The organism is Verrucomicrobiota bacterium (assembly GCA_027622555.1).
Taxonomy (GTDB): domain Bacteria; phylum Verrucomicrobiota; class Verrucomicrobiia; order Opitutales; family UBA2995; genus UBA2995.
Genome location: JAQBYJ010000123.1, coordinates 1 through 14,723 on the forward strand (window position 1 = coordinate 1; position 14,723 = coordinate 14,723).

Below are 14,723 nucleotides of genomic sequence, written 5' to 3' on the forward strand. Positions count from 1 at the left end.
AATCGAAGGCCAACACCCGTTTTTGGGCACCCCTTAAATCTGGCCTACGGGTCAGCAACTGGGCAGGGATTCCCACTTCCGGCAAAGGAGGAGGACGACCAAGAAAACTGGAGGTGACCAAAGAATCGTTTCCGGGAGTTTTCCCCAGCAACACGTCCAGCGAATACTCCAATTGCCCGATCTGTGCTTCCGTGAGCGGAACACGGGCCATCGTTTCTTCCAATTGCTCCTGTTGTTGCAACACGGCAACGATCGACGACTGCCCTTGGCCAAACCGCAGGGTAGTCAATTTCAGAAGAGACTGATTGATTTCAATCTGCGTACGAATCACTTCCAACTGCCGAAGACGTTCTTTTATTTCAAAATAGGTTTCGGCAATCGCACTGGAAAGGAGCAATCGGGCACTCAACCAGTCTTCCACCGAAGCTTCTGCTGTTAAACTTTCTGCCCGGCGCAGGGAAGACAATCGCCCCCATGCATCCGCCTCCCAGCGAAAGAGTATACCCAAATTTGAGGAATCTTGTCGATCGCGAGATTCGCCGGCACCTGTCTTTCCGTCCCGATCGCGATCATAACCCGCATTGAGGTTAATAGCCGGGTATAGGGTTGCGCCAACCTGCCGGGCCAGAGCCGTTGCCTGATCAATGCGGGCGACGAATTGCTGGAGTCCCAAATTTGTATCAAGTCCTGCTTCAATCAATCGATTCAGCTCCGGGTCTTCAAAGGTCTCCCACCAGGAAATATTCCAGTTATTCGGCAGATCCGCACCGGTTGGAGGCTCTTGGAAGGCAAAGGGCACTCCCACTTGTAAGAGCTGTGCTTGCTCATCGACCCTGTGAATCGCACGGCCGCAAAAAAAGCTCCCAGTCAAGAAAAGGAATAGCAAGGTAGCAAAATTGGGGAAATTATACATTCAAAGGGTAAATGGAGTAATTTAGGATTACTTATCGAGACTGAAGGTTGTATTCAACAAATCAAATCCAATTTCCATTAATTGATTTTTAAATGAAACCACCGATCAGGAATCCCATTTCACTCTTGTGAAAAATTGACTCAAAAACTGTGAAACACAGACACAATTAATGCTGTCATGTGACAAAATCGCTAAGACTTTTTCTTTGATTTTAAAACCGTAAATAGCCAAAACCCTTATACTTTAACCGTTTACCGCAATGCAAACGCCGTGGCACACAGGGTGCTTTTGATCGGAAGCTAAGCGTCCCAACACAATTTATTATGAAAAAAACCACATTAATTATTCTGTTTTCCAGCTTCATTATTTTTATTGCCGCAGCCTGCGCCAAGACCGAGACGGAGGAGCTAAAACGAGACCTCAGTATCGAGCTCGATATTCAAACAAACTCGATTGATCGCGACCAAAAGTTTATTCCGCACAGTTATGCGAAGATGCTCGCGACGGCCACACCGTCGGTGGTATCCGTCACCACAGAAAGAATCGTGCAAGTCTCCCGCGGGGGTATTTCACCTCAAGACGAACTATTGAGAAGGTTTTTTGGGCTGCCAACGCCCAATCAAGAACAAGGGCAACCTGAGGAACGACGTGTTCCCCAAGGTGTTGGTTCTGGAGTCATCATATCAACGGATGGGTATATTGTTACCAACAATCATGTAGTGGCGAGCCAGCAAGGAGAAGACGCCGACGCCATTCTGGTTCTACTCGGCGATGGCCGAGAACTGGAAGCAGAAATCGTAGGCCGGGATCCATTAACCGATGTTGCCATCCTCAAAGTGGAAGCCGAGGATCTGCCCGCGATAAAAATTTCCGACAGCGACAACATTCAGGTAGGCGACGTTGTTTTCGCAATCGGTAATCCATTGGGCGTCGGACTCACGGTAACGCAAGGCATCATCTCCGCCACACAACGCCAAATTGGCATCTATGGAGACAACGGTTACGAGAGCTTTATTCAAACCGACGCATCGATCAATCCGGGCAACTCTGGAGGCGCGCTTATCGATTCGTTGGGCAGACTTATCGGGGTCAACTCAGCCATCCTTTCGCAAAGTGGAGGAAATATCGGCCTCGGCTTTGCTATTCCTTCCAACCTTGCAACAAACATTGCCAAACAGTTGGTTGATTCGGGTGAAGTGAGACGCGGCTTCCTTGGCGTGAGTATTTCTGACTTAACTCCTGATTTGGCTGAGGCATTTCAAATTGAAGAAAAAAAGGGAGTGCTTATCAACGATGTCGAAGAAGATTCCGCAGCCGACCTAGGAGGTCTGGAACGCGGTGACGTCCTGGTAGGCCTAAACGGAAAATCGGTAGAAACCAGTAATGAATTTCGTATCCGGGTGGCCAACACATTACCAGGCACACCCATCGAGCTCGAAATCGTTCGGAATGGGAAAAACAAGATCCTGAACCTTAATGTCGGAACTGCATCCGGTCGCTTAGCCATGTCGGCTAACGAATTAATCGAAGGCGTAGAAGTATCTACGATCGATGAGGATCAGTCCAAAAAATACAGAATTCCTCTCAATGTCACAGGACTTCTGATAAATAGTGTGGATCCCCAATCCCCCTACTCCCGACACCTCAGCGAAGGTATGGTGATAATGGAAATAAATGATATAGAGATCACCACCATCAAGGAAGCCAGGGAACAGATAAAGACAGGAGTCAACAAGCTCTACATTTTCAACCGCGGACGCACCGGGTATTTGCCAATACGGGTGGAGTAATTCCCAGTCCCTGGAACTCTTTTTGGGATTTGACCCAAGTCGCGTTGACGGGCTTAATTACCCATAGCCAATGCGAAAACTCCTAGGAAGCATCCATCGCTCATCCAGCACAAAAGCGACCTTTGTCCGTTTTGCCGGTGTCGGTGCCACCATATCAATAATTGATGTCGCTGTACTCTATTTGTTACTAGGTCTTGGGTTGAATGAATACCTGGGAAGAACGATCTCACTTTCGATGTCCATGGCAGCTGGATATGCACTGAACCGCTACTTCACCTTCCATCATATGGAAACCGGTCGGGCTCTCTGGCACTCGTTACTGAGGCATTACAGTGTGCACTCGATAGGTGGCGTTATCAATATGGCGGTCTTCGCTATTGTTCTCCTGGTTGGTCAGGCGATGGGAGGTGAAGTCGAAGCTTCGGCAACTTTACCATTGCTCGGCGTGTGGATCGGAGGAATGGCAGGAATGACCTTCAATTTCTTCTTTTCCAAAAAATTGGTCTTCGACAATTAGACGATGCTAATACCTTCATCCACCGCTGACCACATCCCAACCCTTCCGCGCCAGAACTCAAATTTCTTGGAAGAATCGGTGACTATCACTACAAACCTCTAATTCCAAATGCTGCGCACTTTTATTAGAAGCGTTTGGCTTCATCTATCCTGGTTTATCCATTCACTCTGGCCAGGCAGTCATCCAGGTGCATCTCCAGGAGTGGGACGGTTATTATTTTTATTCATCCTATTTCCGCTATTTCTATCGCTTCAGCTCATCCATTGGATTTGTTTTTTTCTCGATGAAGTGTTTTTTCACTCCTACCGAAAAGTAGAAATCAAGGCTCCCGTGTTCATAACCGGAATCCCGCGAAGCGGGACCACATTTGTTCAGCGAACCTTGCAAGATAAGCTCAGCGGTTTTACCTGCTTTTCAACCTGGGAAGTCATCCTTGCGCCTTCCATCTTTCAACGCAAATGCATGCGACTTCTTGCCCGAATAGATCGAATACTCGGCGGGTTTGGACGCAAAGGCCTAAACGCAGTCGTTAATAAGTTGAGCGGAAACCTGAGAGATGTCCATGAGGTTGGACTTTCCGACCCAGAAGAAGACTACCTCGCATTACTGCCGGCAGGGGGATGTTTCATCTTGTTGTTTGCTTTTCCGTTCTCACAGCAACTGAAGCAGATTGGCATGCTTGATTTACTGAATGGTAGGGAGCGCGAAGGAATACTTCAATTTTACCACCGGTGCTTACAAAAACACCTGTACTGTGCTCCCAAGAATAGCCGCTTGCTTTCCAAGAATGCAGCGTTTGGTTCATGGATACCCGAACTCAAATCACGTTACCCGGACTCCAGTTGTGTCCTATGTATTCGCGAACCATCAAGTGCGATCAGTTCTCAACTTAGTTCACTGGAGGGGGCACGCAGTTTGTTCGGCTCGGATCGTACAGGAGAATATTCAGCAAAGCTCATTCTAGAAGTCTTCACACATAACTACCTCAAATTGGATGCCTTTACAAAAAAGGTTGAGACAGAGGTTGTTATTCTGGACCAAAGCGACCTCAGAAAAGACCCGGGTAAGCTTCTTGCAAAGTTGGTTGATCGGCTACAACTGGGAACCTCAGAAGAAATTGGGAGGCTAAGAACTCTAGAAGTAGGTAAGTCGAGTCGCCACAAGCACGAACTCAAAGATCATCCAATTGAGATAAAGGTAATCAAGGTTTGCATCGAGCCCAGTTATCAGGAGATGCTAAGAGCCAATCAACGCCTAGACCTTCAATAATCGATGCAAATACCTCTGGAACACGACGGCTCTAACGAAAATGAAAGCGATGAATCACTCGCTTCCAGTGAATTGGATTCGTCACAGGTACGCGTCGCATTCTTTTCCGATTCGATGCCAGAGCGTAACGGAGCAGGTGCTTACTACCACGACCTGGCGGGACAACTTCGGCCGCACATCGAAGCACTCGAGATGTTTCAACCTTTACCACGCAAGGGTCACGATTGGCTCTCATTGCCGATGCCGGGCGATCCTTCGCAACGGCTGGTCACTCCTAATATATTCCGTATTAGAAAGGGCTACAAAGCATTAAAACCAAATGTGGTCGTAGCCATTACTCCCGGACCGTTTGGTCTCCTCGGCCTGTATTTGGCAAAACGATCCGGAGCGCAATTCATAACCGCTTTTCATACTGATTTTGAACACCTAGCTCAGATCTACTGGAAACCATTTTCCAGAATGTTCGCCAACGGTGTCCTCCGCACGATCAATAAAATTCTGTGTAAACGCAGTTCCACGGTGTTGATCAACAACTCAAAATTGAAGGCGGACGTGGATAGTCTGGGTGCACCAAATACTGAAATAATGGGTACTCCTTTGGAGCCTGCATTTCTTGAAACGCCCATGATCGCTGCACCACCCGTTGTGGAACGTATTTGTTTTGCCGGTCGGCTAGCCCCGGAAAAAAATGTCCACCTGATTATAGAAGCGGCGGCCAATTTTCCAAACATCGAATTTGTGATCGGCGGTGAAGGACCACTCCGCAACAAACTCGAAGCGTCGGCTGTGAATTTAAAGAACGTCCGCTTCACTGGCTGGCTAAAGCGAGAGGAATTAATCACCTTGCTCGACAGCTCAAGTTGCCTGCTTCTTCCCTCCATTCTGGAGACTTTCGGGACCGTCGCGTTTGAAGCCATGGCACGAGGAAGGCCTGCCCTGGTGTCGGCCAACGCAGGAATTCACGACTGGTCTATGTTGGAAGAAGGTCTGATTGTGCTCAAAAAAGAGGAGTCACTAACACAGTCCATAAAAGGACTTCTAAAACTACCAGCTGATTCGCTTCTGAAAAAAGCCTTCACTGCTCGAAAAGCAGCAGAACAGTTGAACCGCGATACAATCTTACAATGGTCCCAAGTGCTGGCCAAATACTCGACCTGATTTTCCTATTTGACGATCGACGGTTCAGGACGCGCAATAAACAGTTCAAACGGTCTAAATAATGAAGGCGTATGTTTCGATACACGATCTCATGCCGGAGACCATGGATCGCGTTGAAACCATCCTACGATGGCTGGAAGAGCGAAATGTCCCTCCGGTATCTCTACTTGTGGTTCCAGGCAAACCATGGACTTCCGATCAGATTGGCCGCATCCGGGAAATGGCGTCAAACGGACACGAGCTCATTGCTCACGGCTGGCATCATCATACCAACCCAAAACGACTCAAACACAGAATTCACGCCCTGCTGATTTCGCGGAATGTTGCTGAGCATCTTGATATGGATTCAGGAGAGATTCTCGAATTATTGAATCGTTCTCATCATTGGTTTGCGGAAAACGATCTCCCAACACCGAGCACGTATGTACCACCCGCCTGGGCATTGGGAACGCTTTCCAAAACCGATTTGGCAAACGCACCCTTCTCAATAATCGAAACCACGCGAGGGTTTCTCCACCGAAACGATTCACAATTCTTTTTTCAGTATCTTCCGTTGACTGGTTATGAAGCCGATACACAACTTCGTGAATCCTTTCTCCTTAGATGGAATTATTACCAGGAGAAACGTGCGCTAAAGAAGAATCTCTGCCTTAGAGTCTCGATTCATCCCAAAGACCTCGAACTCCGCCTGGCCTATCAATTAGATGGGCAAGTCCGCCGTATCACAGAATTTCGAAAAAGCTCAGATTTATCTATCAAAGATGTTGATGAGGGGATGAAGGATACTATATAAAACCCTTCTTCCTGGAACTACCCTAATACCTGCTTTGCCTAATCGTCATTCTGCCGGAGTTGGGGGCAAAAGATGCTTCGAGTTTTGAGGTTTGTACCTTCGGTGAAGGTGGACAAAACAAGATGACTTAACGCCGAAAGTGACGAAAAAACCAAAAAGAAAGGCCCTATCCAGATCCGAGAACAGTGTCTACCATGCATACCCGTTGGTCGGCGATGGGTTTCTATATACCGGTGGCGACATGGACCGCTATGGCGGCGACCGCATGGAAGAGTGGATTTCAAAAGACAATGGCAACAACTGGCAGAGACATCGCAATCTGACTCCAGACCCAAAAGAATTTCCCGGATGGGAGCCCTATAGATGACATGCTTCTGTTCTAGGTCTGGAAAGATAAAGACACACCCAAGGCTCGTGGATTTATTTTGCATCTTTAAAACTCTCTCAATAATCCGAACGCAAGATTAACTACTATTCATAAATGAAGTGAATCGTAGGCAGGAAAAATTAATTATTCTTGAGCTGTGCTTTCCGGTTGGTCAGTCCGAAGGTATGTATTTTGCTTGAGCCTTGAGCGACAGACATCAAGCCTAGAAGGATTGACCACACTGGGCATTTCACCGGAGTATCCACCATGAGCAACCGTAAAAAAATTCGATTCTACGACTACGTAAACCATCCTTATGAAAAAGTCCGTGAGGCTCTAACAAATCATGCCTCAGAGATATTTCAGGATGCAACCAAAGTGGCCGCCAGTAGAGCAAATGTCATTGCATCTGGACTTCGTATGAATTTCGGACCCATCGAAGTATCCACTGAGATTACTATTTCCATAAACAAAATCGAAGAGTTACCCGCCAAAAATAAAACTCCCCGTACCACGGTTCTGAAGTTCGAATGGAAAGCTGCAAAAATGCCCCGTGCGTTTCCATTAATGAAAGCGGAGCTTCGAATTTATCGGCTAACTGCGACAGAAACCCAGCTCGACCTTTCGGGCTCCTATGAACCGCCGTTGGGGCCAATTGGAGAAGTGATGAATGCAGTAATAGGTCATCGTATAGCGGATGCATCTGTTCACCGATTTTTGAGTGACGTGGCAGTTCATCTAAGAAATGTCCTCTCAAAGTAAACTACCTCGCTTCAAAGCAGAAGCTGTCTACGACTTCGTTAACCGAGCACTCATAGTATCTGGAGTCGATGAAGGAGCAGCCAATGCAACCGCAAAAGGTCTTTGGCTGGCGACACTTCGGGGAGTGGATTCTCACGGGATTCGTTTACTACCGCACTATTTAAGCGAAATAAAAGGCGGACGAATCAATCCGAAACCGGTACTGCGATTCGAGAAGACAACTTCATCGACAGGTCGCTTGGATGCAGATTGCGGATTGGGTCATTTCGCAGGAATCACAGCCATGCACCACGCTATAGAATTGGCAGAAGAAGCAGGTTCGGGCCACGTGGCGGTCTATAATTCCAATCACTGCGGCTCGATGTCTTTTTTTGCACAGGAGGCCTGCAGCAAGGATATGATTGGCACTGCATACACCCACGCAACACCCACGATGCGCTCAGCCAACGCAACCACCCCCTTCTTTGGCACGAACCCCATCTGTATGGCAGCGCCAATGGTTACAGAAGGCCCATTCTGTTATGACGGTGCTACCACCCTGGTCAGCGTTAACAAAATCAGGATGCATGGTGATTCAGACCAGGAGATCCCATTGGGTTGGGGTGCCAACAAGAGCGGACAGGAAACGACTATTGCCAAGGAAGTTACTCAGTTGCTCCCCATCGGTGGATACAAAGGCTTTGGCCTCGCCATGATGGTGGATATATTTTGCAGCATGCTGACAGGCGCTCCCAGTGGAGATCAAATATCCAAAATGTTTGATAACCCTTCGCCTGAGAAGCGCCGCATTGGCCAATTTTATAGTGCATTCCGCATTGATGCGTTTGAAGATCCCGATCGATTCAAGACAAGACTGCAAGCAATGACCGAACGTGTTCGCAACCAGCCACGACTGGATGACGAGGTTCCGGTGCAAATCCCTGGCGATCCGGAGAAAGCGCACCATGCGGACCGTGAGGCGAACGGCATTCCGATCAGTGAGGTCGTTCTAAAGCAATTCGCCGAAATTGCCCGGGAGCTGGACATCCAATCCTTATCAGACTAAATACTCGGATCGCCTGGAAACGTAAAACATCTCCTATCCAACTTTGGGAAACAAATTGGTAAATTGAAGAATTGAGATATCAGATAGGGTACGCATGTTTTTCATGCCTATGGTTCTGTGTACTCCTAATTCTCTTCTCAAAATCCCTATAAAACTGATTCTTCTCTTCGCTGCGATCCAACTCCCGATGATCCTTTCTTCGAAGGCTGTTGAGGAAGAGTTACCTGAGCACTTGATTGAATTGGCTTGGGCTTATGCCATTTCGATAACACCGCCACCACCACTTCCGCCTGATGGTGACGAACATAGTTTACCCGATACGCCTTTGACTTTTACGCGCGACGAAATTTTAGGACGCAAAGACGGGGTGACTTTTCAAACAGCTCCGGCCGATTGGTATCCAGGCGATCATCCTCAGATGCCAAGGATTTACTCGCACGGTGACCCAAGCCGAAAGATTATTGCCTGTGCTCTCTGTCACTATCCGAATGGAAAAGGAAAAGCAGAAAACGCACCACCAACTGGACAATCAAAGGGCTACCTTGTCCAGCAATTGCTGGATTTCAAAAATGATCTTCGTAAGTGCGCAGATCCCAGGAAAACCAACTATGAACTAATGATTGAAACAGCCAAGGGAATGACCCAGGAGGAAATGGAGGACGTTTCCGCTTACTTTGAGTCCATGAAATGGAGTCCATGGATTGAGGTCGTTGAAACGGATACTGTTCCGAAAACCTATCTTCGAGGTGGACTGCACATTGCTCTGGAGGGGGAGGAGGCAGGGACCGAACCTATCGGTAAGCGTATCATAGAAACCCCTGTTGATTCATACCGGACCGAATTTTTGCGGGACCCGCGGTCTGGATTTATTGCGTACGTTCCAAAGGGCTCCATTGAAAAAGGTAAAGACCTTGTTCGAACCGGAGGTGGCGGAAAGACCCTGCAATGCTTTATTTGCCATGGTGAAGATCTGAATGGAATTGGAACGGTTCCCGGAATTGCATCACGTTCACCCAGCTACATGGCACGCCAAATGAATGACATGAAGCAAGGAACCAGAAACGGTTTAATGTCCGCCCTCATGAAACCGGTTGTAGCAAATCTTACTTCTGAAGACATCTTAAATATTGTGGCCTACACAGCGTCATTACCAGTAGCCACAATCGAACCTGAGTCCTCCTCGGAAACACAGAAATAGAAATCCTAACTCTTTTTGCTTTTTAAGCATGGTTTAATTGGACAAGCAGGGAAGACCCACAAAAAATCGGCACTACATATGAGATTTTGTATTTTATTCCTTACCATAACTTCCTTGGTTGTTTTCTCATTCGGCTGTAGTCGTCACGCGGAAAACTCAGCCAACGAAACCGAACTTCCAGCAGACGAACATTTCAAGGTCGAGACCTTGGCCGAAGGGTTTGTAGATGCCATGGAACTTGCCGTGACTCCGGATGGCCGCATATTTGTGGTGGAACGTACCGGGGGATTGCACCTCTACGATCCGAAGACTGGAGAAACTAATTTGCTAGCCAAAATCCCTGTCGAATTACGTGTGGAGGAGTTTGCCAGAGAGGCTGGCCTACTCGGAATTACTCTGGATCCAAAATTTAGCGAAAACGGTTGGCTCTACCTGTTCTTTTCTGAAAAAGGTGAAGCCATTCAGCGTCTCTCCCGTTTTAGGTTCACTGACGGGAAACTGGGAGATGAAACAACAATCCTTGAATTTCCTCACAACCGGAAAAATGCAGTATGCCACGAAGGTGGCTCCCTGGCTTTCGGTCCGGACGGAAACTTGTATCTATCTACTGGTGACAACACCTGCCCCTTTGAATCGGATGGCTCGGCACCCATCGATGAGCGGGAAGGTCGACACTTTTACGACGCACAACGATCGGCCGCAAACACGAATGACCTTCGTGGAAAGATCCTGAGAATCAAACCAAATGCCGATGGATCTTATGCAATTCCTGAAGGGAATTTATTTTCGCCGGGAACTCCAAAAACCCGTCCGGAGATTTTCGCTATGGGTTGCCGGAACCCATTCCGAATTTCGATCGATTCCCATAGCGGTTTTGTATACTGGGGTGAGGTGGGTCCGGATGGCGCTACTGACACCGAGCGAGGCTCAAGTGGTTATGATGAGATTAATCAGGCTCGTAAAGCAGGCAATTTCGGCTGGCCTTATTTTGTGGCGGATAACCGAGCTTATGCAGACTACGATTTTTCTTCAGAACAAATTGGAGCCCGCTTCAATCCGGATGAACCATTCAACGATTCCCCTAACAACACCGGACTCAATCAGTTGCCGCCGACTACGGAACCGCTTTGGGCCTATCCACGTGCTTCAGCCTGTGCAGGGCCGGTTTATCACTATGGCGATTTCCCAAACAATGCAACCAAGCTCCCCAAGGTATTTGATAACTCACTGATTGTTTTCGATTGGACGAGCGCCTGGGTTCGAGTTCTTAAGCTCAATGACAGCGGAGATGTCGTTTCAAACAAACCGTGGCTGGGTCGACACCTCTTCGTTCACCCAATCGATATGGAATTTGGAAATGACGGTTCTCTTTATGTGCTTGAATACGGATCGCTCTGGTACGACGGAACAGATGGTCGATTACGGAAGATCACTTACTCCAACGAACCTATCCCCATTGAGGTGCCTGAGACAGATCCACGGATGATCGGATTTGATCCGGAACATCCCGGGTCAAAGCTGATCGCGAACACCACTTGCCTTGCCTGCCACACCACAAACATGAAATCGATTGGACCGGCTTACTTCGAAGTAGCGGAAAAATATGCGGACGACCTCAACGCCCGTGATACTTTGGCAAACAAAATTCTTACCGGTGGAGTGGGCGTATGGGGAGCTATGCCGATGCCTCCTCACCCTCAACTCAATATCGAAGAAACCCAACAAATGATGGACGCGATATTAGCAGTACCACCACCGCCACCTGAAGAATAGGAAGTGAGTCAAATTATTTTGCTTCAAAGTCCAAATCCTAAGCGTTGCCAGTTGCAATTGGCTCGAAACCAGAAAGTTCGCCGAGTATTATTGCTCTCACATTTTTGCTCATAAATAACCAACCGACTTTGAGACGACCGGTTATTTGAAAAAACCCAACACAGCACTAACAACCAGGTCTTGTTGTTGTGCGGTAAGCTCGGGATAGACAGGCAGGGATAACACTTGTGAGGCTAGTTTTTCAGATACCGGGAAATCGCCTCGTTTGTAGTTCAAGTGGGTCAAGCATTTCTGCAAATGAACAGGAATCGGGTAATGGATGGCACAGCCAATATTTAACTTTTTGAGGTATCCGAGCAATTCGTCCCGTCGATTCGAACGAAGCGCATACACATGATATACGTGTCGGTTATTCGGAAGTGCATCGGGCGTTGAAACGGCACTTTCTGCAAACAGCTTATTATATCGTTCTGCGACCTTTATTCTGAGATCCGTCCACTCATTTAGATATTTCAATTTAACCCGCAGGATAGCCGCCTGAATACTATCCATCCTATAATTGAATCCCAAGAGATCGTGATAATATTTTTGCTTTTGCCCCCAATCTCTCAAGACGCGTGCTCGTTCAGCCAGGTCCAGGTCGTTTGTAACCAGTAATCCTCCTTCTCCGGCGGCACCTAAATTCTTGCCTGGATAAAAACTAAAACAGGCAGCATCTCCAAAGCTCCCGGCGGGCCTACCGTTATAAGAAGCACCATGAGCCTGTGCTGCATCTTCCAATACTTTGAGCCCATATTTACGCGCAACAGCTGTGATGGGATACATATCCGCCATTTGACCGTGTAGATGCACAGGAAGAATAACTTTAGTCCGCTCAGTAATGACTGCCTCTAACTTACTGACATCCATACAACCCGAGTTCTCCTCAACATCTATCAATACGGGCTTCGCGCCTATATACTCAATCGCCGCAACGGTAGCAATAAAAGTAAAGGGAACGGTAATCACTTCATCACCTGCCTGAACTCCCATCGAAAGCAATGCAAGTTGCAGGGCACTTGTTCCAGAATTTACCCCAACGCCGCAATTTGTGTGTGAATAATTTGAGAACTCTTCTTCGAAGGCAGCGACATCAGGACCCAACACATAATCAGTACTGGAAAGCACACGCAAAACCGCATCTTCTACCTCATCTTTGATTTGTTTGTATTGAAGTTTTAAGTCTAGAAAAGGGATCATCCGTTAGTCCTGTATTCGAACATATTATACCGAAAGTAATTTTACTGGTTTTCCATGATTCTTCATAGAAACATTGGCCGCTTCAAGAATCGCGACAGTCCGCACACCCACGGAAGCACCGGTCATCGGCTCCTGTGACGAACGAATACATTCCAGGAAATGTTTTACCTCAACTGCCAGTCCTTCTGTAAGATCAATGTGGGGTATCCACGCATCACCAGTCCTGTAACTGATTAGCATGTTGTGGATATCCTCATCTGATTCCACCATATCGACACCCTTGTCATAGATTTTGACTTTCTCAGATGGATCCAAGTCGTCATATACAATCATTTTTTTGGACCCTCCGATAAGGATCCTCCTGATTTTTACAGGAGCCAACCAATTCGCATGCAAGTGTGCGATCAGGTTGTTTTCATAAAACAGAGTCAAATAAGCAACGCTTTCCAGTTGTCCCGGAAGCTGATTCATACCGGTAGCAGAAACAGCTGTAGGGATTTTCCCAATAACAAAATCGAGTATGGACAAATCGTGGATGGCCAAATCCCACAGCACGTTCACGTCGTGCTGAAAGAGCCCAAGGTTAACCCGGACACCGTCATAGTAATAAATATCTCCAAGCTCCCCGGAATTCACCAATTCCTTAATTGTGCGAACAGCTCCCGTGTAAACAAAGGTATGCCCAACCATCAGGGTCAATTGGCGTTCAACGGCAGCATCTCTAAGAAGCCTCGCTTCCTCGGCCGTGGATGCCATGGGCTTCTCTACCAGCACGTGCTTGCCGGCTTCAATGGCCTTCATGGCGAGTGAAAAATGACTACCAACAGGCGTGGCCAAACAGACTGCATCCAAACCGGGAGTAGAAAGCATTTGTTCAAAACTCGCAAATAGGGGAACTCCATGAAATGAGGAGGAAACCTTGGCCAGACGTTCTGGATTAGAATCACAGATCCCTACCACCGTTGCATCATTCGAATTATAAAAATTCCGAATCAAATTAGGGCCCCAATACCCGCAACCGACGATGCCAACTCCTATGTTCCCGGTTTTAATCATTGTTCAGAGTTCATCATAAACATTTACACTGGATCAGCCTTTGGCAGAACCTCTTTTTTTCGCCGGAACACCATAGACTAAAGACCCAGCTGCCACATCTCGGGTAACAACCGATCCGGCTCCGATCATTGCACCTTTCCCAACCGTAATACCGCAAAGTATAACGGACCCACTACCAATCGAAACTCCATTCTCTATGAAAGTTGGGATGACCTCCCAATCCGACTCATTCTGTAAACTGCCATCATCAGAGGTAGCCCTGGGAAAAAGATCGTTGGTAAACATCACGCCATGTCCAACAAACACCTCATCTCCAATAGTTACGCCCTCACAAATAAACGTGTGGGAGGAAATTTTACACCGGCAACCAATTCGGACATTTTTTTGCACTTCAACAAAGGCACCGATTTTCGAATCATCCCCTACTTCACAACCATAAAGATTCACGAGTGACTCATGGTGAATGAGGACGTTTTTGCCCAATCTTACGTTTTCAGCTATCGGCATGATTCAATGGTTACAATTGCAGTGGAAATTAATTAACGGCACATGATTGGCCTATATTTGTAACTATTTACATTTCTTTTTGGTAAATCCACCTAAGAAATATGCTCCATTTCCAGGTTTCCCCAACCGGCAGGATTTCGAATAATAGTATGATCAGAGTTCAACATACGGAGATTGATCCGAATGGATCGGCCAGTTTTCAAGGGATTATCAAGGCGCTCTCTTGGATGATATTGGTGAATGCTGAATGCACCCCGGCTATTATGACCTATCTTCGTGCCGGATAACTCCATACGCTTAATAAAGTCATCGTCTTCGTGTCCCCATCCAACAATA

15 protein-coding genes are annotated in these 14,723 nt (G+C 47.3%); 10 read left to right on the forward strand and 5 right to left on the reverse strand.

The genetic code is table 11. From position 1 onward, the window contains the following. A partial coding sequence (locus O3C43_21350; protein MDA1069041.1) for a TolC family protein occupies positions 1–913 on the reverse strand: 913 nt, incomplete at its 3' end. A gap of 323 nt (positions 914–1,236) precedes the next feature. Between O3C43_21350 and O3C43_21355 the strand changes: the two genes are divergently transcribed. From O3C43_21355 to O3C43_21400, 10 genes are all read left to right on the forward strand, one after another. Beyond that, positions 1,237–2,703 (forward strand): Do family serine endopeptidase, encoded by a 1,467-nt coding sequence (locus O3C43_21355; protein ID MDA1069042.1) that lies wholly within the window; start codon positions 1,237–1,239, stop codon positions 2,701–2,703. Positions 2,704–2,773: 70 nt separating this feature from the next. Continuing rightward, a complete protein-coding gene (locus O3C43_21360; protein ID MDA1069043.1) occupies positions 2,774–3,220 on the forward strand; it encodes a GtrA family protein in 447 nt (148 codons plus the stop codon). Between the two features lie 108 nt (positions 3,221–3,328). Then, on the forward strand, positions 3,329–4,489 hold the full coding sequence (locus tag O3C43_21365; GenBank protein ID MDA1069044.1) for a sulfotransferase: 1,161 nt from the start codon (positions 3,329–3,331) through the stop codon (positions 4,487–4,489). 3 nt (positions 4,490–4,492) lie between these two features. After that, positions 4,493–5,647: a glycosyltransferase gene (locus O3C43_21370; protein ID MDA1069045.1), complete on the forward strand. Its 1,155-nt coding sequence runs from the start codon at positions 4,493–4,495 to the stop codon at positions 5,645–5,647. Between the two features lie 61 nt (positions 5,648–5,708). Further along, positions 5,709–6,440, forward strand: a complete 732-nt coding sequence (locus tag O3C43_21375; GenBank protein ID MDA1069046.1) for a polysaccharide deacetylase family protein — start codon at positions 5,709–5,711, stop codon at positions 6,438–6,440. Between the two features lie 139 nt (positions 6,441–6,579). Then, positions 6,580–6,807 carry a hypothetical protein gene (locus O3C43_21380; GenBank protein MDA1069047.1) on the forward strand — a complete coding sequence of 76 codons (228 nt, stop codon included), beginning with the start codon at positions 6,580–6,582 and terminating at the stop codon, positions 6,805–6,807. A 267-nt stretch (positions 6,808–7,074) separates the two neighbouring features. Beyond that, positions 7,075–7,569 carry a hypothetical protein gene (locus O3C43_21385; protein ID MDA1069048.1) on the forward strand — a complete coding sequence of 165 codons (495 nt, stop codon included), beginning with the start codon at positions 7,075–7,077 and terminating at the stop codon, positions 7,567–7,569. Further along, on the forward strand, positions 7,553–8,614 hold the full coding sequence (locus O3C43_21390) for an Ldh family oxidoreductase (protein ID MDA1069049.1): 1,062 nt from the start codon (positions 7,553–7,555) through the stop codon (positions 8,612–8,614). The genes O3C43_21385 and O3C43_21390 overlap by 17 nt, the downstream gene beginning before the upstream one ends. 187 nt (positions 8,615–8,801) lie before the next feature. Continuing rightward, positions 8,802–9,812, forward strand: a complete 1,011-nt coding sequence (locus O3C43_21395; protein ID MDA1069050.1) for a c-type cytochrome — start codon at positions 8,802–8,804, stop codon at positions 9,810–9,812. Between the two features lie 78 nt (positions 9,813–9,890). Further along, entirely contained in the window at positions 9,891–11,585 is a 1,695-nt protein-coding gene (locus tag O3C43_21400; protein ID MDA1069051.1) for a PQQ-dependent sugar dehydrogenase, read from the forward strand. 141 nt (positions 11,586–11,726) lie between these two features. Here O3C43_21400 and O3C43_21405 read toward each other — a convergent pair whose 3' ends face one another. The 4 genes from O3C43_21405 to O3C43_21420 form a co-directional block, all read right to left on the reverse strand. Beyond that, the gene (locus O3C43_21405; protein ID MDA1069052.1) at positions 11,727–12,824 is read right to left on the reverse strand and encodes a DegT/DnrJ/EryC1/StrS family aminotransferase; all 1,098 of its coding nucleotides are present in this window, start codon (positions 12,822–12,824) and stop codon (positions 11,727–11,729) included. A gap of 24 nt (positions 12,825–12,848) precedes the next feature. Continuing rightward, complete coding sequence (locus tag O3C43_21410; protein ID MDA1069053.1) at positions 12,849–13,880, reverse strand: Gfo/Idh/MocA family oxidoreductase; 1,032 nt, start codon at positions 13,878–13,880, stop codon at positions 12,849–12,851. Between the two features lie 33 nt (positions 13,881–13,913). Beyond that, positions 13,914–14,387 (reverse strand): acyltransferase, encoded by a 474-nt coding sequence (locus O3C43_21415; GenBank protein ID MDA1069054.1) that lies wholly within the window; start codon positions 14,385–14,387, stop codon positions 13,914–13,916. 92 nt (positions 14,388–14,479) lie between these two features. Beyond that, the coding region (locus O3C43_21420; protein ID MDA1069055.1) for a galactosyltransferase-related protein at positions 14,480–14,723 on the reverse strand (244 nt) is incomplete at its 5' end.

Excerpts from the sequence above, each read along its gene's own strand:
- O3C43_21365 (MDA1069044.1), top strand. The coding sequence starts at position 3,329 with ATGCTGCGCACTTTTATTAGAAGCGTTTGGCTTCATCTATCCTGGTTT.
- O3C43_21355 (MDA1069042.1), top strand. The coding sequence starts at position 1,237 with ATGAAAAAAACCACATTAATTATTCTGTTTTCCAGCTTCATTATTTTT.
- O3C43_21385 (MDA1069048.1), top strand. The coding sequence starts at position 7,075 with ATGAGCAACCGTAAAAAAATTCGATTCTACGACTACGTAAACCATCCT.
- O3C43_21390 (MDA1069049.1), top strand. The coding sequence starts at position 7,553 with ATGTCCTCTCAAAGTAAACTACCTCGCTTCAAAGCAGAAGCTGTCTAC.
- O3C43_21370 (MDA1069045.1), top strand. The coding sequence starts at position 4,493 with ATGCAAATACCTCTGGAACACGACGGCTCTAACGAAAATGAAAGCGAT.
- O3C43_21375 (MDA1069046.1), top strand. The coding sequence starts at position 5,709 with ATGAAGGCGTATGTTTCGATACACGATCTCATGCCGGAGACCATGGAT.
- O3C43_21410 (MDA1069053.1), bottom strand. The coding sequence starts at position 13,880 with ATGATTAAAACCGGGAACATAGGAGTTGGCATCGTCGGTTGCGGGTAT.
- O3C43_21405 (MDA1069052.1), bottom strand. The coding sequence starts at position 12,824 with ATGATCCCTTTTCTAGACTTAAAACTTCAATACAAACAAATCAAAGAT.
- O3C43_21360 (MDA1069043.1), top strand. The coding sequence starts at position 2,774 with ATGCGAAAACTCCTAGGAAGCATCCATCGCTCATCCAGCACAAAAGCG.
- O3C43_21415 (MDA1069054.1), bottom strand. The coding sequence starts at position 14,387 with ATGCCGATAGCTGAAAACGTAAGATTGGGCAAAAACGTCCTCATTCAC.
- O3C43_21395 (MDA1069050.1), top strand. The coding sequence starts at position 8,802 with ATGATCCTTTCTTCGAAGGCTGTTGAGGAAGAGTTACCTGAGCACTTG.
- O3C43_21400 (MDA1069051.1), top strand. The coding sequence starts at position 9,891 with ATGAGATTTTGTATTTTATTCCTTACCATAACTTCCTTGGTTGTTTTC.